Source organism: Lactobacillus sp. OTU4228 (assembly GCF_001006945.1).
Taxonomy (GTDB): domain Bacteria; phylum Bacillota; class Bacilli; order Lactobacillales; family Lactobacillaceae; genus Lactobacillus; species Lactobacillus amylovorus.
On the sequence record NZ_CDLD01000012.1, the window covers coordinates 45,066 to 68,292 of the forward strand.

Consider the following 23,227-nt stretch of genomic DNA (forward strand, 5'->3'; position numbering starts at 1 on the left):
TATTTATTAATAAAGTTTAGATTGGTATGCAAAAAGAGGAGAGATTTTTTATATCTCTCCTCTTTTTGCAATTATTCTGTGAAAATGATCGTCTTTTTTCTTTTCCCAGGAAATAGATGCTAAAATAAGTTAAAAATTATCTTTCAGAGGAAAACAACATGGAAAATTTCGTCACATTAAACAATGGAGTAAAAATGCCACGCCTTGGCTTCGGCGTCTATCAAATCGATGATCTCGCACAAACGCAACAAGTTGTCGAAGATGGTCTAGAAATCGGCTATCGTCTGGTTGATACAGCACAAATTTACGGTAATGAACAGGCAGTCGGGGATGCAATCAAGCGTAGCAACGTCCCACGTGAAGACATCTTCGTTACTTCAAAAATCTGGGTCAATGATTACGGCTACGACAACACGCTCAAGGCCTTCGATGATTCAATGAAGAAACTGCAACTCGATTACATCGATCTTTATCTGATCCACAAGCCATACAACGATTATTACGGCACCTGGCGCGCACTTGAACGCTTATACAAAGAAGGTCGCATTCGTGCGATCGGCGTCAGCAGCTTTTGGAATGAACGCCTTGCCGATCTGATTACTTTTAATGATGTGAAACCAGCCGTGAACCAGATTGAAACTAACGTCTGGAACCAAGAGTGGAAGTCACAAAAGTACATGGAAAAAGAGGGCGTGCAGCCTGAAGCCTGGGCACCATTTGCGGAAGGAGCCAACCATATCTTTACCAATCCAGTTCTAGAAGAAATTGCTGCAAAGCATCATAAAAGTACTGCTCAAGTAATGCTGAGATGGTTCTTGCAAAGAAACTATGTAGTGATTCCAAAGTCAGTTCATAAGAAGAGATTGGCAGAAAACTTCGATGTTTTCGATTTTGAATTAGATGCTGAAGATATGAAGAAGATCAAGACCTTGGATCAAGGTCACAGTATTTTAGAGGATGAAATGGATCCAGAAATTGTTGAGAGTTTTAGATAAAAGACTATAAAAAACAGGAGTCCAAATTTAGGACTCCTGTTTTTTATAGTCAGTTAAATTCTACATTTATTGGTAAATCTTACCGTCTTGTTTTTGCTTATTCTTTTCTTCAAGTGCCTTTTCACTAGCAGCCTTCTTAGGTAATAACCAGTTCAAAAGCATCCCGATAATAGTGGAAAGAGCAACTGAAGTTAATTGGAAGTTACCCAATTGGAGGTAAGCACCACCAATACCGATAACCAAGATAACTGAAGCAATCAACATGTTACGCTTTTCGCCAAAGTCGATTTGGTCATCAACCAAAATTTTCAAACCGTTTGAAGCGATAGTACCAAAGAGCAAGAATGAAATACCACCGATAACTGGCATTGGAATTGATTCAATCAAGGCAGCAAGCTTACCAACAAAACTGAAGATGATGGCACAAACTGCGGCACCAGCAAGGACCCAAACTGAGTGAACCTTAGTCATGGCTAACACACCGATATTTTCACCGTAAGAAGTGGTAGGAGGACCACCGATGAAACCGGCAATAATTGTGGAAATACCGTCACCCATCATGGTTCTGTGAAGACCAGGGTTCTTGAAGAAGTTACGCTTAGTCAATGAGTTAAGCACCATAATGTGGCCCATGTGTTCAGTCATCGTAACGAAGGCAATTGGTGCCATCGCAAGGATGGCTGCTGGGTACCATTTGAAGTGGTAGCTGATGCCCATTACGTCAAGGGCTGGCACTGAGAACCAGGCAGCTTTTTCAACGCCTGAGAAGTCAACGATGCCCAAGAAACAAGAGAGAACATAGCCACAAATGATTCCAAGCATGATGGAAACCAAACTAGTGAAGCCCTTGAAGCACATTTGGAAGATCAAAGTCATTACCAAAGTGAAGATGGCAACACCGAAGTAAGTTAAGTCATACTTTTGGTGGTTCATCATGGCGTCGTTTGCGGCAGTAGTAGCAAGTGACAAACCAATAACGATAATGATTGGTCCAACCACGATTGGTGGCAAAACCTTGTTAACCCAACCAGAACCAACCTTGGCAATGATCAAAGCCACGATTACGTAAACTAAACCAGAAGCAATCGCACCTTGAGCAACTGCAGGATAGCCGTCAGTCTTCATCAATGCTTGCATAGTCGCAACGAAGGCAAAACTTGAACCTAAGTATGCTGGGATCTTAAAGTGGGTCAAGATCATGTGGACTAAAGTACCGACACCTGATGAAAGCAGGGCGATACTTGGGTTGATTCCGATTAAGATTGGAACCAAAACGGTAGAACCGAACATGGCAAACATATGCTGCAAGGAGAGCAGGATACCTTGACCAAGTTCAGGCTTTTCGTAGACGTCTAAAATCGCGTCCGGGTTTCTAAACTTTTCTTTTTCACTCATTCAAATACTCCTATTTGTTCATGATATCAATGCCGTCTTTATCATCGACTTCGGTCATTGATACTTTAACTTCCTCATCCATTGCGGTAGGGATGTTCTTACCGATAAAGTCAGGGCGAATTGGCAATTCACGGTGACCACGGTCGATTAAAACGGCCAAGTTGATCTTAGCTGGGCGACCTTGATCCATGATTGCGTCAAGGGCAGCTCTAATTGTTCTACCGGTGAACAAAACGTCATCAACTACAACAACGTTCTTGTCAGTGACATCAAAGTCGAGTTGTTGACCATGAATCATCTTTTCCTTTTCGCTTTCTGGCAGGTCATCACGATATTGAGAAACATCGATTGCTCCAACGGGAACATCAACGTCTTCAAGATTCTTAAGGTTCTTAGCAATTCTTTGAGCTAAGTAAAGGCCTCTAGTTTTAATACCGATTAAAACTAAATTTTCCGTACCTTTGTTGCGTTCGATAATTTCGTAGGTCATTCGCATTAAGGCACGTTTCATACTAATTGCATCAACAATTTCTTTTGCCATATATTTTTCCTTTCTCGGATGACCAAAAGAAAAAGACCACCAAGGACACTGAGTCCAAGACGGTCTTTCTGTTTCTGCTAGCACAAAAAAGACTAGCTCACGCAGATTTCCTTCTTAGCCTCACAGGACTAACTTTAAAGGTCATCACTATGCTTTTCTTATATTAAACTAGCAAAAACGGATATTGTCAAGCAGATTCTAAAGAATGTTCTTTTCGATGTAATTCAAAACTCCTTCGTCGTCGTTAGTGTCAGTTACGTGGTTGACCGCTTCAAGAACTGCTGGAACGGCGTTCTTCATTGCAGCGCCATCGCCGACTTCACGCAGCATTTCCAAATCGTTGCCGCCATCACCGAAGGAACACATTGTAATCGGTGAAGAAATCCTTGAGTTGATAATATTGGTTGCCGCTAGCTACGATGAAGTGAATGCCTTTTTCATCGAGCTTAGAATGAATTTCCTTGAATCTAGCTTCGTTGTATTTGCTTTGTGAATTTAAAAAGTTCCGTCCATGTCGACAGCGATTAATTTGATCATAAAAATTGCTCCCTTTGAAATGATATTTTTATTTCATCATGAAATCGCTTACCATTTTGACAATTATGGAAGATATCCTGCATACTATTTTTAGTTGAAAGTTTTTAAGTAAAAGGGTGAGATTGAATGAATAAAAAGCAAATTTCAATGGTAACTTGGTCCTTGCTTTTAGCAAATATTATGTCAGGACTGGACGCTACCATTATTAATACTGCAATTCCGGCGATTGTTTCTGACTTGCACGGAATTCAATATATGGGCTGGATCGTTGCCTGCTTCTTGCTGGGGATGTCCGTTTCAGTACCAATTTGGAGCAAATTAGGTGAAAGAATGGGCAATAAATTTGCTTTTGAACTTTCACTTGTCCTCTTTATTGTAGGGTCGCTGCTTGAAGGGGTAGCGCCAAACATTTACTTCTTCTTAATTGCCCGGATCTTGATGGGCGTTGGTGCCGGCGGGATGGGTTCACTGCCTTATGTCATCGTTGGGTATATTTATCCAAATATTAAAAGAAGAACAGTCATTTTGAGCTACATTGCGGCCAGCTTCAGTGCGGCATGTATTGCGGGACCGCTTGTTGGTGGCTGGATCGTTGATGCCCTTTCTTGGCACTGGGTCTTCTACATCAATGTCCCATTAGGACTGATTTCCATTATTTTGAGTTTTATCTTTTATCGCGATGTGCACAAGGCTAAGGAAAAAGTACACTTTGACAAAATGGGTGCCTTCACTTTGATCGCTGGCTTGTCCTGCTTTTTAGTTGGAATTCAGATGCTGGGGTTAGCTAGTGGTATCATGGTTGCAGCTTTCGTCATTATCGGAATTGCCTTACTTGTTGCCTTTATCTTTGTGGAAAAGAAGGCAGATAGTCCTGTTGTACCGTTGAGTGTTTTTATGAATAAAGCGTTGGTGGGCGACTTTATCCTGTTTGCCCTAGCATGGGGTGCTTATATTTCAGTTAACACTTATTTGCCAATGTGGTCGCAGGCCATTTTAGGGACCTCCGCTTTAATCGGTGGGATGACCTTGATCCCTAACTCCATTTTGGATATCGCCGGTTCACAAAGCGCGCCATATTTCTTGCGTCACTTTAGCAATTATCGTTTGCTCATTATCGATTTTACTTTGATCGTCATTACCGTTTTAGGCTTGATCTTGGTGCCAATGAACACGCCATATCAAATCTTGATGATCATTGCAGCTTTATCTGGTTTAGGTGTAGGTTCGATCTTTGTTATTTTGCAGATCAAGGTGCAGATTGACGCCAGTGAAAAAGATATGGCACCGGCTACGTCACTGAGTTTCTTGATTCGAATTCTTGCTCAAACTGTGATGGCTGCCATTTATGGGGTCATCATGAACTTGGCTTTGGCTCGAGGAATCGCCGGCCATCGCGGCATTACGATGACCATGATGAACAAGTTGAGTGATGCGGAATCGGCTAAGAGTTTGCCAACTGCATTATTGCCAATCATGAGAAGAATTTTCCATTCAGGAATTATCGAAATTATGTATGTGGCACTGTTTTTAATGATTTGTGCGTACGTAGTTAACTTTATTTATAACAGACATGAAGCCAAAAAAGTGGCAGAATAAAAAGCTTGAGATTTTTCTCAAGCTTTTATTTTTACTGTAAATTGCGAATGACGTTGATTCTGAACAAAAGTAGATTGATTAATACGATCACCGTGGTGACGATGAAGACCATGCTATAGTTGAACATCCCTGATACGAATGAACCAAGTAGCGGTCCTACGATGTTGCCGATGTACATAGCCGACTGGTTCCATGAAAAGATACGGCCAGTAACGGCGGCAGGTGAGTTTTTGGTTAACATCGTTTGTACTTGTGGGAATAAACAAGCGTCAGAAAAACCAACTAAGAAGCGCAAAATTCCTAATTCAACTGTGTTTCGTACAAAAGCGGTCAGGAAGAAGAAAATTGATGCCGCAATAAAACCAGCCACGATGATTTTGTGAGTACCGATTTTATCACCGAGTGCACCGAAGCGGGAGGCCACTAGGAAAGTAGCAATCCCAGGAAGGGCGGCGATAACACCAGAGATGAAGACAACGTTGCCATGGCCATTAAGTAATTGGCGGATATATAGTGAAACGATTGGGTTAATGGAGTTATTAGCTGCTTGAATAATTAAAGTTGTTAATAGCAAACCAAAGATCAGATGAGGCGAACGAAGCGACTTAATTACGCCGCTGGCCTTGTCCAATTTTTTCGCGGTAACTGGCTTAAAGTCGTCTTCATGAACGAAGAATAGAACTAAGATTGAGCATAATAAGAGCAAGCCACCAGTGATCATAAAGGTAATGCGGTATGAAAAAATTGATGTTAAAGCACCACCAACAAGTGGTCCCAGCAAGGTACCGGCAGTGGTCGCTGAAGCAATCGTTCCTAGAGCTTGTCCAGAATTTGTCTTCGGCGTTTCGGTGGCAACTAAGGCATTAGAGTTAGAAATAAAGCCGGCAAATACACCTTGCAGCATTCTAAGCAAAAGCAATTGCCAAACATTTTGGACTAACCCCATGCAGGCGATAACGACGGACATCCCGATTCCAGCCCGCAAAATCATTGGTTTACGTCCTTTTTTATCAGCTAATTTGCCCCACCAAGGAGAAACAACCGCTGAAACGATGAACGTACCAGAATAAACGATCCCGGACCAGAAGTTAAGTTGTTGGTGAGAGAAGTTGCCTAACGTGTTAATGTATAACGATAAGAAAGGCATAATTTCTGAAAATGCGATCCCTGCAATGAAGACCGCGATCGATAAGACGAATAGATTTTTCTTCCAAATAGGTTTTTCTTTCACGATGCAAACCCTCCTATATTTTAGTTTAGCAAAAAATAAAGATAAAGAACTATGATAAAATTTGATGTAAGGACTTACAGAAGGAGAAAATTATGGAAAAAGCACAAGAAATCGAAATGCTTAAAGAATTCTCAGATGCTAACGCTACATCTGGTTTTGAAGAAGAATTCGTTAAACTTTTTACTAGCTATGCAGAAAAGACAGCCAATATTGAGACTGACGGGATGCTCAATGTTTATGCATCAAAGAAGGAAAACAAGGGCAACCGTCCTGTAATTCAACTTGATGCCCACTCAGATGCGGTTGGTTTCATCACCCAGGCCGTTCGTCCAAATGGTTTAATCAAGTTTGTTCCACTCGGCGGCTGGGTAAAATACAATATCCCTGCTTTGAAGGTTAAGGTTAGAAACCGCGATGGCGAATACATCCCTGGTGTTGTCGCAACTAAGCCACCACACTTTATGACTGCTGCTGAAAGAAACAACGTGCCTGACGTTGCCGATATGTCAATTGATGTTGGTTCAAGCAGCCGTGAAGAAACAATTAAAGACTACAAGATCGACACAGGTTGTCCAATCTTTGTTGATGTAAAATGCGAATACCACGAAAAATCTGGTTTGTTCTTTGGTAAAGACTTCGACGACCGTTTTGGTGCCGGTGCGATGATTGACGTTTTGGACAACTTGAAGGGTGAAGAAACTAACTTTGATGTTGTTGCCGCTTTGTCTAGCCAAGAAGAAGTAGGTCTTCGCGGAGCTTACGTAACTGCTAGAAAAGTTAAGCCAGATCTATGTATTGTACTTGAAAGCTGTCCAGCAGATGACACCTTCACTCCTGATTGGCTTTCACAAACCGGTTTAAAGCGTGGACCAATGCTTCGCGATATGGATACTACTTTCTTGCCAAACCCTAAGTTCCAACAATATGCTTGCGACTTGGCTGACAAGATCAACATTCCATACACTCGTTCAGTTAGAACTGGTGGTGGCCAAGACGGTGCCGCAATTTACTACGAAAATGGTGCACCAACGATCGTTATTGGTATTCCAGTTCGTTATGAACACTCACCATATTGCTTCAGTAGTTACAAGGACTTCAAGGCATCTGTTGATTTAGCTACTGCAGTTATTCGTGATATTACCCAGGAAAAGTTAGACAGTTTCAAAAAGTTTTAATCTTAATAAAAATTAAAAAAGCAGGTTTTCTATTTATTAGAGCTTGCTTTTTTGCTATACTTAGACATTATTTTATATTAAAAGTGAGGTATAACGATTGATTACAGTATCCGACTTAAGTCTTAAATTTGGCGGCCGCACACTTTATGAAGACGTAAATTTAAAATTTACTCCGGGCAACTGCTACGGCGTAATTGGTGCAAATGGTGCCGGCAAGTCAACTTTTCTTAAATTATTAGAAGGCAAGCTTGAACCAACTACAGGTTCAATTAGTATCGATCCTAATGAGCGTATGTCTAGCTTGAATCAGGACCACTTCGCCTTTGATGATTTTTCCGTAATGGACACCGTAATTCAAGGACATAAAGAACTTTACCAAGTAATGAAGGACAAGGATGCCCTTTATGCTAAAACTGATTTTAGTGATGAAGATGGGGTTAAGGCAGCTGAACTTGAAAGTAAATTTGCTGAACTCGATGGCTGGAACGCCGAAGCCGATGCTTCAAAACTATTGCAATCTTTAGGCATCCCTGAAGAAGAGCATCAAACACTCATGAAGGAATTGCCAGAATCCGAAAAGGTTAAGGTGCTTCTTGCTCAAGCGCTCTTTGGTAATCCTGACATTCTTTTACTCGACGAACCTACTAACGGTCTTGACGTGCACACCGTTGAATGGTTGGAAAACTTCTTAGCAGATTATCCTAATATCGTGATCGTAGTTTCCCACGACCGTCACTTCTTAAACCAAGTATGTACTGAAATGTGTGACGTTGACCGTGGCAAGATTCAACTTTACGTTGGTAACTACGACTTCTGGTACGAATCAAGCAAGTTGGCTAACGAACTTGCAGCTAACCAAAATGCTAAAAAAGAAGAAAAGATTAAGCAATTGCAAGAATTTATCGCTCGTTTCTCAGCTAATGCTTCTAAGTCTCGCCAAGCTACTTCACGTAAGAAGCAACTTGATAAGATCACTTTAGATGACATCAAGCCATCTTCACGTAAGTATCCATTCGTTAAATTTGAAATGCACCGCGATTTGGGTAATGACTTAGTTAAGGTAGAAAACGTTTCTTATTCAGTTGATGGTGAAAAGATTTTGGACAACGTTTCATTTATCGTACGTCCTGGAGATAAGGTGGCCTTTTTATCACGTAACGCCTTGGCTACTACTGCATTACTTGATATCGTTGCCGGTAAGATTAAGCCTGATTCAGGTACAGTAACTTGGGGTCAAACTACTGCCTTTAATTACATGGCGCGTGACTTGAACGCTAACTTCAACAACGATGATTTGACTATTCTTGATTGGCTTCGTCAATATGCCACTAAAGAACAAGATGACAATACTTTCTTGCGTGGCTTCTTAGGTAGAATGCTCTTCAGTGGCGATGAAATTGAAAAGAAGATCAAAGTTTTATCCGGTGGGGAAAAGGTACGTTGCCAATTGTCACGCATGATGCTTGAACCAGCCAATGTTTTAATCATGGACGATCCAACTAACCACCTTGATTTGGAATCAATCACCGCATTGAACGATGCTTTGGTTGCATATCCTGGTTCAATTTTGTTCACTTCTCACGACCACGAATTCATTCAAACTATTGCTAACCACATTATTGAAGTTGGTCCTAAGGGTATCGTTAGCCGCCAAGACACAACTTACGATGAATTCTTGGACAAGGACAGCATTCAAGAACAAGTTGAAAAAATCTATTAATAAGTAAAAGCTGATTTATCAATTAGATAAATCAGTTTTATTTTGCTCAAAAATAGCGCATAATAAAGGCAAAATAGTAATGAAAGGACTTACATTATGAAGCAAATAAAGATGGGTTGCACCACTTTGGATATTCCTGCCATGGCCTTAGGTATTATGCGAATGGACAAAAAGAGCATTCCCGAAGCTCAGGTTGCCATTCAAGCCGCTTATGATTCAGACATCAACTTTATCGATTCTGCCGATATTTATGGCGGTGGCAAATCTGAAGAAGTATTTGGTCAGGCTTTGAAGCAAATGAATCTTAAACGTGAAGATTTGTTTATCCAATCTAAGACAGGCATTGTTCCTGGTAAACGCTATGATTTTTCAAAAGAGCATATTCTGAAAGGTGTCGATGGCATTTTGGATAGAATGGGGATCGACTATCTTGACGCCTTGGTACTTCACAGACCTGATGCCTTATTTGATCCAGAAGAAGTGGCAGAAGCCTTCGATCAACTTCAAGCTAGTGGTAAAGTACGTTTCTTCGGTGTTTCCAATTTTGATTCTGCCCAATTTGAATTGTTGCAAAATTCACTCAGTCAACGTTTGATGTTTAACCAATTGCAGTTTGGTTTGAAGCACACAGGAATGATTGACTTCGGGATGCACATGAACATGCTTGATAATCCTTCTATTGATCGTGATGGCCAATTCTTGGATTATGCTCGCTTGCACCACGTAACTGTTCAAACCTGGTCACCATTCCAATATGGGATGTTTGAAGGTGCTTTCATTAACAATGACGGCTTCCCTAAACTGAATGCGGAATTGCAAAAGTTAGCTGACAAATACAACGTAGGTAAGAATGCCATCGCAGCAGCCTGGATCTTACGTCACCCTGCGAACATGCAAATGCTAGTTGGTTCAATGAATCCAGAACACATTAAAGATTCCGCAAAAGGCAGCGATATTGAGCTTACTAGACAAGAATGGTATGACTTATATCTTGCAGCAGGTAACTATTTAGCTTAAAAATTAGTTATAAATTTAATATTTTTAACTAATTTTTTGTTATAGTACGGCTGTAGATAGAGGAAGGAGGGGAGACTTATCATGCAAAAACAAGATATGATCTATGAAGATTTTATGGAAGATCGTGCAATTAAAATGTTCAAGGATGACGAATTGAACTATTCCGTTTATGTTCAGGTTTTTACTACTGATAACTTGCCGTTTTCACCAATTACCGGTGATAAAAAACATATCTTTTTTGACTATGACCAAGCAGCCACAGATGGCGTTGCAATTAGTGATGTGTGCGGCAACAAGTTCAATCAAGTTACACAAAAATATGAAGTTACGGACCGCACCTATGTTGTTGGAAAAGTAGTTAAGCAAAGTCTTCCTGAAGATAAAGCGCTCTTATTGATGAAGAAGGCCGCTCATAATATTATTGCGGAACTAAATAAACCGGTTCTCATGTCTAAGATGAAGCACCGGCCGCATATTATGAATGATGTTGAGCGTTGCACTCAGCTATTAACCGATGAAAGCATAGATCTGGGCACTTTAAGCAAAGAAACCGGCATTGCCGAGGATACTTTGCTTAGTTACCGTGATCAGCCTGATTTGCTTAAGAATGCTTATCATATTGAGCTTAAGAAATTAGTAGCTAAGTACTTTGAGGTCTTCTTTAATCGTAATGAAATTGAACGTTTTCGTTTCATGTTAATCGATATTGTTGGGCTTACTTGAAAGAGAATAAGGATAATCCAGCTGTTTATGATCCAGCATATGAACTATATATGATGTGCTAAGTAGGAGATTGGCATGGCCTGGCCAAGATGGAAGAAACTTGGCGTGCAATGTATGCGACACATGAATAGCCAAAGTTGCTATTTTCGAGTGGCCTAGGTTAAACTATTTACTGGGAAATAATGATTTGTATAAAAAAGCATAGAGCTAACGAATTGCTAGTTCTATGCTTTTTAATATTGCTCAATTTCTTTGATGTTGAAGCCAGGAATATTGCCGAACCATTTTTTAGCAAGACGGGTGTAAGTACCGTCCTTTTTTAATTCATCTAAAGCAGTATTGATGTGCTTCATCATTGCCGTTTGTCCTTTGTTGACGGCAATACCATATGGCTGGTTGGTAAAGGTGCCACCAGTTAGCTTGTAGCCAGGGTTATCGTGCAAGATGCCGGCTAAAATACCGTTATCTGTAACTAAAGCATCCCCTTGGTCTGCCTTTAATGCGGCAAAGGCCTGACCATAATCGTCAAACTGCAAGATCTCTGCTTTCGGTGCAAATTTATGCACGGCATCAGCGGCTGTCGTTCCTTTAACGATGAGTACGCGTTTATTATTTAAGTCTTTGACGTTCTTTATTTTACTGTTTTTAGCAACCATAATTGATTGGCCAGCAGGAAAGTAGGGGTTGCTAAAGTTGACCTGCTTTTTACGTTCCGGCGTGATTGTCATAGCGGCAATGACTGCATCGATATTTTTATTTTTTAATAATTGAATCTTAGTGTTTGCGGTCGTTGTGACAAAGTTGGCCTTGGCATTTTTACCAAGCATCTTATGCGTTAAAGCTTCGGCTAAGTCGATTTCAAAACCACGAATTTTACTGTCTTTGACGCTCATTGAGCCAAACAGTGGCGTATCTGCTTTGACGCCCCAATTGATGGTCTTAGTTTGTCTAACCGTTTGATAAACACTCTCATTTTTCTTTTGGCCACATGCAGATAGTGTGATAGTAATTAAAGCAATTAAAAAAGTTAAGTAGAATTTTTTTCTATTCATATACCTCCACCTTGTCTGGATATTGATTTTTTAATTATAGCAGACGGTTCTTTTTTTAAGGAAAGATATTTTCATTTTAAATTATTTCTTAAATTTATTTGACAATAGTCCACATGTGTACTAATATATTTTAGTACATGCAGAGACTAAATATAGAGGCGAGAAAATGGATATTAGCGATACAGCGAAGTTAAATTTAGCAATTGTTCATGGCAGTCATGGCTATGACTATTGGGATCAAACCCATGGAATGACTAGTTACTTAAGTATGATTTTATATGAGTTAACCATTCGTAAGAAGTTAACTCAAAAGCAACTAGTTGATTTAACGGATTTGCCCAAACAGTCAATCAACAAGGGGATCAAGCAGTTAATTGAATCGGGCTATTTATCGATGACAGTTGACCCACAAGACAAGCGAGTCCGCTTTTGTGAATTAACACCAACTGGTGAAAAATTTGCTCATGAAAAATTGCATTCTTTATTTGAGATTGAAGATAAAACAGCTAAAAAATTAGGCAAAGAAAAAATGAAGCAACTCACTGCTTTAAATGAAGAATGGAGTAATACTTTTTGGCATTTCTTAACTGAAGAAAGGAGTAATTAATGCAGACTTTTAAAATCTTAATGCCGTACTTTAAACGCTATAAAAAAGATGTTTTTGCGGCTTTTGTAGCGATTATCGTATCAGCGTTTGCGACACTTTATCAACCACGTTTACTTGAAAATATTCAACGTGCAATCATGGCTGATCAAAGACAATCAGTCATTCGCTACGGGATTATCTTAATCGTTTTAGGAATTGTGGCAATTATTTCAGGTATTTTCAACGTTTACTACGCTGCCCGTATCGCCCAGGGTGTAACGAGTGACTTGCGTGAAGATACATATGCTAAGATTCAAAGCTTTTCTTTTGGTAATATCGAAAAGTTCTCAGCAGGGTCACTTACTACACGACTCATCAACGACATGAACCAGATCATGAACATGATTATGCAGCTTTTTATGCAGCTGCTTAGAATGCCGATTTTAATCGTCGGTTCCTTCATTTTCTGTATTGTCATCATTCCACGTTACTGGTGGGCAACAGTTGTGATGGTCGTCTTGATCATGGTTTTTGGTACTTACGTATTACGCCAAATGAATAGCTTGTTTGAAAAGTTCCAAAAGACCATGGATAAAATTTCTGGTCAAGCACAAGAAACTTTACAAGGTGTACGTGTAGTTAAGTCCTTTAACCAAGGTCCACAAGAAATTAAGAAGTTTGATCAGACCTCAGATAAGTTGAATGACTACAACATCGTAATTGGTTACTGGTTTTCTGCCATTATGCCAGCCTTCCAATTGATTGCTTACCTGGTAATTACTTTGGTTGTTTACTTAATTGGCCGCAGCATTACACAGCACCCAACCGATGTCGCCGTAGTTAGTCCTTTTGTTAACTATATTTTGACACTTCTTTGGACCATCATGATCGCCGGAATGACCATGATGCAATTTGCCAGAGGTAACATTTCTCTTGGCCGTATTAAAGAAGTGCTTAATACCGAACCAGACGTTAAGTTCGTTACTGAAGGTTCAACTCAACCTTTGAAGGGTAGCGTCGAATTTGATCACGTTTCCTTCACTTATCCTGATGGTGATGATGAAACCTTGAAGGATATTTCTTTCAAAATTAAGCCTGGTGAAATGGTGGGTATCGTTGGTGCGACCGGTTCAGGTAAGTCTACTTTGGCCCAATTGATCGCCCGACTTTACGATCCAACCAAGGGTGAAATCAAAATCGGTGGCGAAAACGTTAAAGATGTAACTGAAGACGCTTTGCGTAGCACCGTTTCATTCGTCTTGCAGCGTGCCGTTTTATTCTCAGGAACGATCGCTTCCAACTTGCGTCAAGGTAAATCACATGCACATTTACATGAATTGCAACGTGCTGCCAACATGGCGCAAGCTTCAGAATTTATTGAACGCTATAACGACTCATATGATCACGAAGTTGAAGAACGTTCTGCCAACTTCTCTGGTGGTCAAAAGCAAAGATTATCAATTGCTCGTGGTTTGATCGCTAAATCACCAATTTTGATTTTGGACGATTCAACTTCAGCCCTTGATGCCGAATCCGAAAAGAAGGTTCAACAAGCCTTAGAACATGACTTGCCAGATACAACGACCTTCATCATTGCGGAAAAGATCGTCTCAGTAGTTCATGCAGATACTATTTTAGTTTTGGATGATGGTAAGTTGGTTGCTCAAGGGACTCACGAAGAATTGCTTAAGACTTCACCTGTTTACCAAGAAATCTTCAAGACGCAAAAAGGCAAGAAAGGGGTGGAATAATGGGAGACACAAGAAAAGAAATCAAGTACTTTGTTAAATATTTAAAGCCCTACTGGAAAGGTATCACCATCGTTGTTGTTCTTTCCCTAGTTTCAAGTGGTGCACAAGTTATCGCGCCAACTTTCTTGGGTAGAGCCGTAACTGATTTGACCACATACTTATCCGATTTAAGAAAAGGTACTGCTAGTTTAAATACTTTCTATGGTGCATTATGGTCAATGCTGGCCTTTTACGTATTGAGTCAAGTTGCCATCTTTATTGCTTGGATGGTCATGTCCAAATTTAACGCGGACTCAACCAATGATATGCGTGAAAATCTTTTCGCTAAGTTACAAAGAATGCTCGTGCGTTACTTTGATACGCACCAGGACGGTAAGCTGCTTTCACTCTTTACTTCTGACCTGGACAACATTTTCAACGCGATGAACAACGCGATTTTTGAAATTATTTCCCAGGGAATCATGTTCATTGGAACAATTGTGGTTATGTTTATGGTTAATGCTCAACTTGCTTGGACGACCATTGCCGCCACGCCATTAATCTTGATCGTCAGTGTTTTAATTATGAAAAAAGCTCGTGTATATCTTGATAAACAACAAGATGAAATCGGGGACTTGAATGGTTACATCACTGAACAAATCAACGGTGAAAAGGTAATTATTACCAACAACTTGCGTAAAGAATCAATCGGCGGTTTTAAGACCTACAACAATCGCGTAAGAAACGCTATGTTCAAGGGACAATTCTACTCAGGTATCTTGTTCCCATTAATGAACGGTTTGAACTTGCTTAACTTGGCGATCGTTATTGCCATGGGTGCCTGGATGATTATTTCAGGACAAGTTACGCAAGCAATCGGTCTTGGTTTAATCGTAACTTTCGTTGAATACTCACAAACTTACTTCCAACCTTTAACGCAAATTACTTCAATCTACTCTATGATCCAACTTGCCTTAACTGGTGCTAGAAGACTTGCGACAGTTGAAGAACAAAAAGATGAAGATGATGTGCCAAATGGTAAGCAAATTCACGGCTTAAAGAATGGCGTTAAGCTTGAAGATGTTCACTTTGGCTATGACAAGAATAAGGAAATCTTGCACGGTGTGAACATTTCCGTAGATAAGGGTCAGTCTGTGGCCCTAGTTGGACCAACCGGTTCGGGTAAAACTACTATCATGAACTTGCTTAACCGTTTCTACGATGTCAATTCCGGTAAGGTAACGTTCGATGGTACGGACGTGCGTGATATTCAATTGAAGTCGCTGCGTGATAACGTTGGGATCGTGCTCCAGGATTCTGTTTTATTCAGCGGTACGATTGCCGACAATATCTGTTACGGTAAGCCGGATGCTTCAATGGATGAAGTAATTTCTGCAGCTAAGCAGGCTAATATCCACGACTTTATCGAAAGCTTGCCTGACGGCTATAACACTGAAGTAAACGACAGCAGTTCAGTCTTTTCAACTGGTCAAAAGCAGCTAGTTTCAATTGCGAGAACGATTTTGACTGATCCAGACTTCTTGATCTTGGATGAAGCTACTTCAAACGTTGATACTGTGACTGAAGAGAAGATTCAAAAGGCGATGAATGCCGTGATTGCAGGGAGAACTAGTTTCGTGATTGCGCACCGTTTGAAGACAATTTTGAATTCCAACAAGATTGTCGTCTTAAAAGACGGTAACGTCATCGAAGAGGGCAGTCACGAACAACTTTTGAAAGAAAAAGGATTTTACTACAAACTTTACACAGACCAGACATCATTTAGTTAAAGTGGTATACTGAGACTAATTGAATAGTTAGTCACTAGGGGTGCTTGAATAAGCTGAGAAATACCCTTTGAACTTGAACAAGGTAATGCTTGCGATAAGGAAAGTGTAAATTAAAATAGATTATTAATGTACTCCTACTGGCTAGAATAGTTAGTTAGGAGTATTTTTTATGTTTACACGTTCATCGAAATGGAATGTTAAGTCGATTATTTTAGTAGCCTTGATTGGGATCATCATGGGGGTTATCTACACCTATGGTTTCAACAATGTGTATAACTTGGTTAAGTTGAGTTTTTTGCCAACGGGTTATGCACCAGTTGTGGATAATATCTTCACGGGTCTTTGGTACATGGCAGCACCGCTTGCAATGTACTTTGTGCCCACAGTGGGTTCCGGTACGATTGGCGAATTAATTGCTGCGACAGTAGAAATGGCGATCGGTGGCCAATGGGGCACACTTACTATCTTGGAAGGTTTAATTCAAGGTGCTACTAATGAAATCGGCTTTTTCCCTAAAAAGTCCCGCTATGAAAGATTTTCTTGGGGTAGCGTTTTAACCGGTGCTTTCTTTGCTAACCTTGGTGGTTTTATCCCATCATATTTCATCTTTGGCTGGAGTCACTATCGTCCAAGTTTGCAGATCTTGATGTTTATCACCAGTATGATTTCTTCATTATTGTTTGATGGTGTTTTGGTCAAATTAATCACTAATTTATTTGATAAAGCACTTAAGCCTAAGACAAAGTAACTATAACCAATCCCTTTTTAACGTATACATATAACTATGCTAGAATGAAGTCAAAAGATGTATGCGATTTCATAACGAAGGGGATAGTATGAAACGATCTAATGAAGAAAAAGAAGCTGAGGCGGAAGCCATAAGGAACTGGAATCCGCGTTATAAGCATAATGTCATTATTTATTGTGGATTTATGGCATTTTAGGTGCGGTTACTGGGATTACCAACGATGCAGCTTTGTCATATTATAAAATCGTTGCGCCGCACCTGATTTCCGGGTTAAACATTTTTAATGCAGCAACTGCGATTTTGATGTCCATTATGATCGCAACGGTGCACAAGTGGGGTTATCGTAAGATCTTGTTTATTTTGCCGCCAATGACCGCGATCTTTATGGCTTTAACCTGTGTAACGACCAATCAGTTTATTATCATGATCGCCTATGCCATTGTGGGTGTCATCGATGGTTTGTTCACTGAATTCTACTTGTTCAATACACCAAATGGCTATGCTAATGCTTACTACATTGCAGCTGTCATTTATGTCATTGCCAGTGTCTTGCTTCTGGTCTTCTTTGCCAAGAAGTACAACAGAATTTTGGATGATGAAAATAAATAATTGAAAGTGCAAAAATAGCATGGGCAATTTTCCCATGCTATTTTTTTATTTTCTATTGATTCAAAACTGATTGAATCTTTGTAGTTAACATATCGATAGCTACGTCGTTTTCTCCGCCTTCAGGAACGATGATGTCGGCGTAACGCTTAGTTGGTTCGATAAATTGGTTGTACATTGGCTTAACTGTGCCTAAGTATTGGTTGATAACTGAATCAAGTGAACGACCACGTTCCTTCATGTCACGTTCAAGACGACGGATAAAACGAATGTCGTCATCAGTATCAACGTAAACCTTGATATCCATTAAGTTACGGATGTCTTCGTTAAATAAAACCAAGATACCTTCTAGAATAATAATGTCGGCAGGTTCAACGTGAATGGTTTCATCGCTTCTTGTGTGAGCAGTGAAATCATAAGTTGGCATTTCAATTGGCTTTCTGTGCATCAATTGACTAAGTTGTGCTTCAAGTAGAGGCATATCAAAAGCGTCAGGGTGATCGTAGTTGATCTTCATTCTGTCATCCATTGATACGCCGGTGTTGTCTTTGTAGTATGAGTCCTGCGTCATGATCATAATACGGTCATGATCAGTGTCATTAATATTGTCAGCAATCTCGTGGGCAATGGTAGTTTTGCCACTTCCTGAACCACCAGCAATTCCGATAATAACGGGTTTTTCAAGTTTTCCCATGTCAAGCTCCTTTATTTTTCTATACATCATTAAATATTTTAAAGCATTTTCCGAATATTAACAGCAAAATTTTGCATTAAAAACGGATTCATTCTCAAATAAGCAAATATTGCTTGCTTTTTTGAGCAAAATACTGTTAAATACATATAAAGAAATTAAAAAGCTATGAAAAAGAAGAGTAGATGATCCATTCTTACAGTGAATTGGCGTTAGTGCGAAGCCAGTAGACCCTGAATTATTGAATAACACTTTTAGCAGCTCATCGAACTAACAATTCTTATAGTAGGTTGAGACGTCTCCGGTACGTTACCATGCCGGTAAAGCATGATTGTGCTTTATGAGGAGGTCTATTTTGGATAGACAATTTGGGTGGTACCGCGGAAAGCTTTCGTCCCTGCACAAGGGATGAAGGCTTTTTTTATACTCAAAAAAAGCCATAGTCATTTCTTGAAATAAGTTCGTAAAATAGCTAAATTGAGATTGCTTTCACTTGACAAATAGAAAGGAATATTGCCTAAAAGCGAATAAAAACAACAATTTTATCTACAAATGTATCATTTTAGCTCGAAAAAAGGTAGAATAAGATTATTATGAAAAAATGGAGGAAAGATATAAACCATGACAGCAATTATTGAATTTAAGCATGTTGATAAGTACTACGGAAAGCTTCATGCATTGAAAGATATTAACTTGAAAATTGATGAAGGCCAAGTGGTTTCAATTATTGGTCCATCAGGCTCTGGTAAGAGTACTTTAATTAGAACGATGAACGGCTTAGAACCAATCAACAGTGGTCAACTTATTGTGACTGGTCATGATTTAGCCGATAAAAAGACAGATATTAATAAGATTCGTAAAAATGTCGGCATGGTGTTCCAACACTTCAACCTTTACAACAACCACACTGTGCTTGAGAACGTAATGCTCGCACCTAAGATCGTTTTGAAGCGTCCTGACGACGAAAACCGTAAGATCGCCATGCAATACCTTGAAAGAGTTGGTATGGCTGACAAGATCAATTCTTACCCACGTCAATTATCAGGTGGTCAACAACAACGTGTAGCCATCGCTAGATCACTTGCCATGTATCCAAAGGTTATTTTGTTCGACGAACCAACTAGTGCCTTGGACCCAGAAATGATCGAAGAAGTGCTTGAAGTTATGCGCTTCGTTGCCGAACAAGGTATCACAATGGTTGTGGTTACTCACGAAATGGGCTTTGCTAGAAAAGTAAGTAATCGTTTGATCTTCTTAGATCAAGGTCACATTTTGGAAGACCGTGATCCAAGTGAATTCTTCGATCATCCAAATACTGAACGTGCACGTCAATTCTTAAGTAAGATTATTTCTAAAGACTAAGGTGGCGCGCCATGAAAAAATTAAGAAAATATCTTTTCTTACCTTTACTAGTGCTGCTGGCTTTCACTTTATCAGCCTGTGGCCATAAGGATCAGAATGTTTACCAAAAGGTAGAAGCAAATAAGCATATTGTTTGGGGCGTTAGAGCAGATACCAGATTGTTTGGTTTGACCAACGTTAAGACCGGTAAGATCGAAGGTTTTGAAATGGACCTGGCTAAGGCTTTAACTAAGCAAATGTTAGGTAAAAAGGGTACTGCAAGTTTTGTTACTACTACTGCCAACACGAGAATTCCACTACTTAAGAATGGTAACGTGGACGCGGTTTTGGCAACAATGACGATTACGCCAGAGCGTGCAAAGCAAGTAACTTTCACCAAGGCCTATTTCCCAGCTGGTTCATCTTTGCTTGTACCAAACAATAGCAAGATTACTAACGTTAAAGATTTAAATAATAAAACTGTACTTGCCGTAAAAGGAACTACTGCAGTTGATGATGTGCATAAGTCGGCACCAAAGGCACGTGTGCTTCAATATGATGACTATGGTCAAGCTATGTCAGCACTTAAGGCCAACCAAGGTGTGGCTTTAACTACTGATAACGGCTTGCTTGCCGGTATTGCCCAAGAAAATCCAGGCTACAAGTTAGTCGGTGGCGTTTATAGTGATGCTCCTTATGGTATCGCTGTTAATAAAGGTCAAACTGAAATGGCTGATCACCTTAATGAGGCTCTGAAGGAACTTGAAGAAAACGGCACTTACAACCGCTTAATTAAGAAGTGGTTCGCAGGAATTCCTGGTTTTAGTCTTAAGGGGGTATTGAAATAATGTGGCAAATTATTACGAACAACTGGGGAGCCTTTTTAACAGGCTTCTGGAATACTATTTTATGTAGTATTATTGCTTTGATTTTTAGTTTAATCTTAGGTGTATTCTTCGCACTACTTAAAGTTGCTCCACCTAAATTTGGTCGCGTAATTGCTAAAGTTTATATTGCAATTTTCCGAAACATCCCGTTATTGGTTATCGTAATGATCTTCTACTTAATTGTGCCACGCTATATTGTGAAACTTTCAGGTTTTCAGGCAGGTACAATTGGCTTAACTTTATATACTTCTGCCTTTATTGCAGAAACGGTTCGTGCCGGGATTAATTCGATTGGTACGGGACAAATGGAAGGTGCCCGTTCTAACGGGATGACTTATACGCAAGCAATGCGTTACGTTATTTTGCCACAAGCAATGAAGATTGTGATTCCACCACTTGGCAACCAATTTATAAACTTAGTTAAAAACTCTTCAGTTTTGGCCTTTGTAGCTGGTTTTGACTTAATGTACCAAGCACAGCTGATTGCATTTTCAACTTTCCAAACGATTGATACTTATATCATTGTTGGTCTGTTTTACTTGATCTTGACTTTGCCACTCAGTTATTACATGCGTCACCTTGAAAAGAAATTGGCTAACTAATAGGGAGGGGATAGAAAATGGAAACTTTTATTCATGCTTATTCATGGGTCGATATCCGCTTCTTATTACAAGGTCTTTGGGTAACGATTTATGTATCACTTATTTCAATTGCGCTTAGTTTTGTAGTGGGTTTGATCTTAGGACTTATCCGTTACATGAAGGTGAAATATCTTTCCGCAATCGTGGGCTTTATTATCGATATCATTCGTAACTTGCCGCTACTTTTGATCATCTTCTTTACTTACTTTGGTTTGCCACAATTGGGGATCGTCACGAACCCAACGACGGCTTCGATTACGGCCTTGGTAATTTTCGAAGGTGCGATGTTAGCCGAAATCGTTCGTTCAGGTATTGGCTCAGTTGACCCAGGTCAAATGGAAGGTGCTCGTTCAAACGGGATGTCATATGGCCAAGCAATGTATCACGTAATTATGCCACAAGCTTTGCACAACATGATTCCTGCGCTTTTGTCACAGTTCGTATCCTTGGTTAAGGATACTTCACTTGCAACAATCATCGTGTTGCCAGAACTTCTTTACCATGCACAAATCATCTACAGTCAAAATACGACTTACTTGATTCCAATTTACGTAATCATTGCGGTAATGTACTTCATCATCTGCTTCTGCTTGTCACAAGTGGCCAACTACTTACAAAAGAAGTACAACAATTAGTGGTTATAATCTTATTCAAAAAACTAACTCATGCTACTATGGTGGTAAGGTTAGTTTTTTTAGTAGGAAAAATATCATGGGCATAAACGAACAATTAACCGACCGTGAACGGGTCGAATTAACTAAGAAATCTTATGAACATTTGCAATTAGGCGATAGCATAACGATTGGCCAATACCATGTTGGCGTTGTTTGCCGAGTAGAACATGCTAAAGACGGGATGAGTGCGTTCGTCATTAGTAATCCTAGTGAAATTACGATCCTGTTTAAGGGATCTTATGGCATCAAAAAAGGCACTCCGCAGACTTGGCGTGATGAATGGTTTAAGACGAATATCCCGATTTTAAGGGCGATGCTATCACAGGAAAGACGCATTCCGAGTCAGTTAAAGACGGCAAGCACGTTTTTGAACCACGTGATTAATCAATTTAGAGGAAGCAGATTCTATATTTATGGACATTCCTTGGGTTCAATTAATGCGCAGTTTGCTTTGGCTAATTGTACGCATCCGGAGGCGATAGCGGCAGCTTATTTGTATGAAGGTACCAATATTTGGTTATTGCTTACACCGAAGGAGAGAAGACGTGTAGCACAGATGCGCGAACGGATTTTTAACTATGTGGATATTTATGATCCGGTAACTTTGGGCATTACGGAAACGCACCATATGGTTGGTAAGTTATGCTATGTTGATAGTGAGCCAATGCAGCCGATTAAGCAGCACATGTGGGGCGGCTACCAGTTTAATCCGGATGGCAGCTTGAAGTTGCGTAAGATTGACCAGGCGTTTTTAGCAGAAAGCCGCAGTGAGCATAAGCTGCTTAGCCGGTCGGGTGAATTGACGGACTTTATCGAAAAAATCAGCTCTAGCGATGAGATTAAAAAGATGGCAACGGAGAAGATAGATGAGCTGACGAAGCGTTATCCAGATCATAAGAGTCTGGTGAAGTTGGCTGAACTATTTAAGAATGAATTGTTAAAGGATGAAGATAAGTGAAACTAGATGAATTAGCAGCAAAGCAAGTAATTAATGATAAAGTGATTGATCATTTCGATGAAGATTTTTATGGCGACTTTTATGATTTCTTCGTGAACTTTATGAAGTTCAAGGAATTGACGGGGCAAATGAAGAAGAACCCTGATGAGGTGGAATTCGTTTTTTATTTGAAAAATGATGATAATCATTATGGCTATAAGTTGGTTTTTGATCATGATTTACGGTTTTTGCCCGAGGAGTCGGATATTAGTGCTGCAGTGCTTGGAGCAGAGTCGGTGGAAGATTTTGAGAAGAGTAGGGATGTAGTGATTGAGGAGTTTGCGCGGAAGTTTAGTGCGGAGAATCAGCATGATTTGATTCAGAATTTTAATGTGGAGATTGGTAAGCTCTTTGATAAGTATGACTTGGGTAAGGATAATACTTGCTATGTGTTGAGGTAGGAAATAATTCCCAATAGTGGGAATTCTGTACACTAATTTTCAAAATAATGGTGTAATTTAGTATGGGCTTTGAGTGAATAATTTAGAGTCCGACATTCTGACCACATAAAAAAGGGCATCCTTCACGGATGTCCTTTTGCTTATCTAAATTAA

The 23,227-nt window shown here is 39.8% G+C and carries 22 protein-coding genes, 2 pseudogenes, 1 riboswitch and 1 other annotated feature; of the genes and pseudogenes, 17 read left to right on the forward strand and 7 right to left on the reverse strand.

Going from position 1 to position 23,227, the window contains the following annotated elements; translation table 11 throughout:
- Positions 1-158 precede the first annotated feature (158 nt).
- Complete coding sequence (locus BN1206_RS02530; protein ID WP_052542876.1) at positions 159-995, forward strand: aldo/keto reductase; 837 nt, start codon at positions 159-161, stop codon at positions 993-995.
- A gap of 66 nt (positions 996-1,061) precedes the next feature.
- On the opposite strand, the gene BN1206_RS02535 is transcribed toward BN1206_RS02530, so the two are convergent.
- From BN1206_RS02535 to BN1206_RS10300, 4 genes and pseudogenes are all read right to left on the reverse strand, one after another.
- A complete protein-coding gene (locus BN1206_RS02535; protein WP_013437375.1) occupies positions 1,062-2,390 on the reverse strand; it encodes a solute carrier family 23 protein in 1,329 nt (442 codons plus the stop codon).
- A 10-nt stretch (positions 2,391-2,400) separates the two neighbouring features.
- Positions 2,401-2,931 (reverse strand): bifunctional pyr operon transcriptional regulator/uracil phosphoribosyltransferase PyrR, encoded by a 531-nt coding sequence (pyrR, locus tag BN1206_RS02540; protein ID WP_013437376.1) that lies wholly within the window; start codon positions 2,929-2,931, stop codon positions 2,401-2,403.
- Between the two features lie 198 nt (positions 2,932-3,129).
- Positions 3,130-3,297 (reverse strand): annotated as a pseudogene (locus BN1206_RS09700) (HAD family hydrolase); the annotation flags it as partial.
- Positions 3,281-3,460: an HAD hydrolase family protein gene (locus BN1206_RS10300; protein ID WP_369792927.1), complete on the reverse strand. Its 180-nt coding sequence runs from the start codon at positions 3,458-3,460 to the stop codon at positions 3,281-3,283. The gene BN1206_RS10300 and the pseudogene BN1206_RS09700, both read right to left, overlap by 17 nt.
- Positions 3,461-3,594: 134 nt before the next feature.
- Between BN1206_RS10300 and BN1206_RS02545 the strand changes: the two genes are divergently transcribed.
- Positions 3,595-5,064: an MFS transporter gene (locus tag BN1206_RS02545; RefSeq protein WP_013437379.1), complete on the forward strand. Its 1,470-nt coding sequence runs from the start codon at positions 3,595-3,597 to the stop codon at positions 5,062-5,064.
- Positions 5,065-5,095: 31 nt separating this feature from the next.
- Here BN1206_RS02545 and BN1206_RS02550 read toward each other — a convergent pair whose 3' ends face one another.
- The gene (locus BN1206_RS02550) at positions 5,096-6,295 is read right to left on the reverse strand and encodes an MFS transporter (RefSeq protein WP_013437380.1); all 1,200 of its coding nucleotides are present in this window, start codon (positions 6,293-6,295) and stop codon (positions 5,096-5,098) included.
- 92 nt (positions 6,296-6,387) lie between these two features.
- Between BN1206_RS02550 and BN1206_RS02555 the strand changes: the two genes are divergently transcribed.
- The 4 genes from BN1206_RS02555 to BN1206_RS02570 all read left to right on the forward strand — a co-directional run bounded on the left by BN1206_RS02555 (position 6,388) and on the right by BN1206_RS02570 (position 10,930).
- The gene (locus tag BN1206_RS02555) at positions 6,388-7,470 is read left to right on the forward strand and encodes a M42 family metallopeptidase (RefSeq protein ID WP_013437381.1); all 1,083 of its coding nucleotides are present in this window, start codon (positions 6,388-6,390) and stop codon (positions 7,468-7,470) included.
- A 97-nt stretch (positions 7,471-7,567) separates the two neighbouring features.
- Positions 7,568-9,190 (forward strand): ABC-F family ATP-binding cassette domain-containing protein, encoded by a 1,623-nt coding sequence (locus tag BN1206_RS02560; protein ID WP_013437382.1) that lies wholly within the window; start codon positions 7,568-7,570, stop codon positions 9,188-9,190.
- Between the two features lie 96 nt (positions 9,191-9,286).
- The gene (locus BN1206_RS02565) at positions 9,287-10,207 is read left to right on the forward strand and encodes an aldo/keto reductase (protein ID WP_013437383.1); all 921 of its coding nucleotides are present in this window, start codon (positions 9,287-9,289) and stop codon (positions 10,205-10,207) included.
- An 81-nt stretch (positions 10,208-10,288) separates the two neighbouring features.
- Positions 10,289-10,930, forward strand: coding sequence for a hypothetical protein (locus tag BN1206_RS02570; RefSeq protein WP_052542877.1), 642 nt, complete (start codon positions 10,289-10,291; stop codon positions 10,928-10,930).
- 233 nt (positions 10,931-11,163) lie between these two features.
- On the opposite strand, the gene BN1206_RS02575 is transcribed toward BN1206_RS02570, so the two are convergent.
- Positions 11,164-11,982 carry a transporter substrate-binding domain-containing protein gene (locus tag BN1206_RS02575; RefSeq protein WP_013437385.1) on the reverse strand — a complete coding sequence of 273 codons (819 nt, stop codon included), beginning with the start codon at positions 11,980-11,982 and terminating at the stop codon, positions 11,164-11,166.
- Positions 11,983-12,148: 166 nt separating this feature from the next.
- Here BN1206_RS02575 and BN1206_RS02580 point away from each other — a divergent pair, with 166 nt between their 5' ends.
- The 5 genes and pseudogenes from BN1206_RS02580 to BN1206_RS10305 form a co-directional block, all read left to right on the forward strand.
- Entirely contained in the window at positions 12,149-12,589 is a 441-nt protein-coding gene (locus tag BN1206_RS02580; protein ID WP_013437386.1) for a MarR family winged helix-turn-helix transcriptional regulator, read from the forward strand.
- Positions 12,589-14,319 carry an ABC transporter ATP-binding protein gene (locus BN1206_RS02585; RefSeq protein ID WP_013437387.1) on the forward strand — a complete coding sequence of 577 codons (1,731 nt, stop codon included), beginning with the start codon at positions 12,589-12,591 and terminating at the stop codon, positions 14,317-14,319. Before BN1206_RS02580 ends, BN1206_RS02585 begins: the two co-directional genes overlap by 1 nt.
- On the forward strand, positions 14,319-16,088 hold the full coding sequence (locus BN1206_RS02590; protein ID WP_013437388.1) for an ABC transporter ATP-binding protein: 1,770 nt from the start codon (positions 14,319-14,321) through the stop codon (positions 16,086-16,088). Before BN1206_RS02585 ends, BN1206_RS02590 begins: the two co-directional genes overlap by 1 nt.
- Positions 16,089-16,114: 26 nt before the next feature.
- Positions 16,115-16,207: riboswitch (TPP riboswitch) on the forward strand.
- Positions 16,208-16,257: 50 nt separating this feature from the next.
- A complete protein-coding gene (locus tag BN1206_RS02595) occupies positions 16,258-16,836 on the forward strand; it encodes an ECF transporter S component (RefSeq protein WP_052542878.1) in 579 nt (192 codons plus the stop codon).
- Between the two features lie 88 nt (positions 16,837-16,924).
- Positions 16,925-17,277 (forward strand): annotated as a pseudogene (locus BN1206_RS10305) (MFS transporter); the annotation flags it as partial.
- A 220-nt stretch (positions 17,278-17,497) separates the two neighbouring features.
- Here the strand turns inward: BN1206_RS10305 and udk are convergent.
- Positions 17,498-18,136 carry a uridine kinase gene (gene udk, locus BN1206_RS02605; protein ID WP_013437392.1) on the reverse strand — a complete coding sequence of 213 codons (639 nt, stop codon included), beginning with the start codon at positions 18,134-18,136 and terminating at the stop codon, positions 17,498-17,500.
- Positions 18,137-18,292: 156 nt separating this feature from the next.
- Positions 18,293-18,535: a binding site (T-box leader), on the forward strand.
- 219 nt (positions 18,536-18,754) lie between these two features.
- Between udk and BN1206_RS02610 the strand changes: the two genes are divergently transcribed.
- The 6 genes from BN1206_RS02610 (at position 18,755) to BN1206_RS02635 (ending at position 23,074) form a co-directional block, all read left to right on the forward strand.
- Positions 18,755-19,495, forward strand: a complete 741-nt coding sequence (locus BN1206_RS02610; protein ID WP_052542879.1) for an amino acid ABC transporter ATP-binding protein — start codon at positions 18,755-18,757, stop codon at positions 19,493-19,495.
- 11 nt (positions 19,496-19,506) lie between these two features.
- Complete coding sequence (locus tag BN1206_RS02615; RefSeq protein WP_052542880.1) at positions 19,507-20,322, forward strand: transporter substrate-binding domain-containing protein; 816 nt, start codon at positions 19,507-19,509, stop codon at positions 20,320-20,322.
- Positions 20,322-20,963: an amino acid ABC transporter permease gene (locus BN1206_RS02620; RefSeq protein ID WP_052542881.1), complete on the forward strand. Its 642-nt coding sequence runs from the start codon at positions 20,322-20,324 to the stop codon at positions 20,961-20,963. Before BN1206_RS02615 ends, BN1206_RS02620 begins: the two co-directional genes overlap by 1 nt.
- A 17-nt stretch (positions 20,964-20,980) precedes the next feature.
- Entirely contained in the window at positions 20,981-21,637 is a 657-nt protein-coding gene (locus BN1206_RS02625; RefSeq protein WP_052542882.1) for an amino acid ABC transporter permease, read from the forward strand.
- Positions 21,638-21,713: 76 nt separating this feature from the next.
- Positions 21,714-22,634, forward strand: coding sequence for an alpha/beta fold hydrolase domain-containing protein (locus tag BN1206_RS02630; protein WP_052542883.1), 921 nt, complete (start codon positions 21,714-21,716; stop codon positions 22,632-22,634).
- A complete protein-coding gene (locus BN1206_RS02635) occupies positions 22,631-23,074 on the forward strand; it encodes a hypothetical protein (RefSeq protein WP_022087402.1) in 444 nt (147 codons plus the stop codon). Before BN1206_RS02630 ends, BN1206_RS02635 begins: the two co-directional genes overlap by 4 nt.
- Positions 23,075-23,227 lie beyond the last annotated feature (153 nt).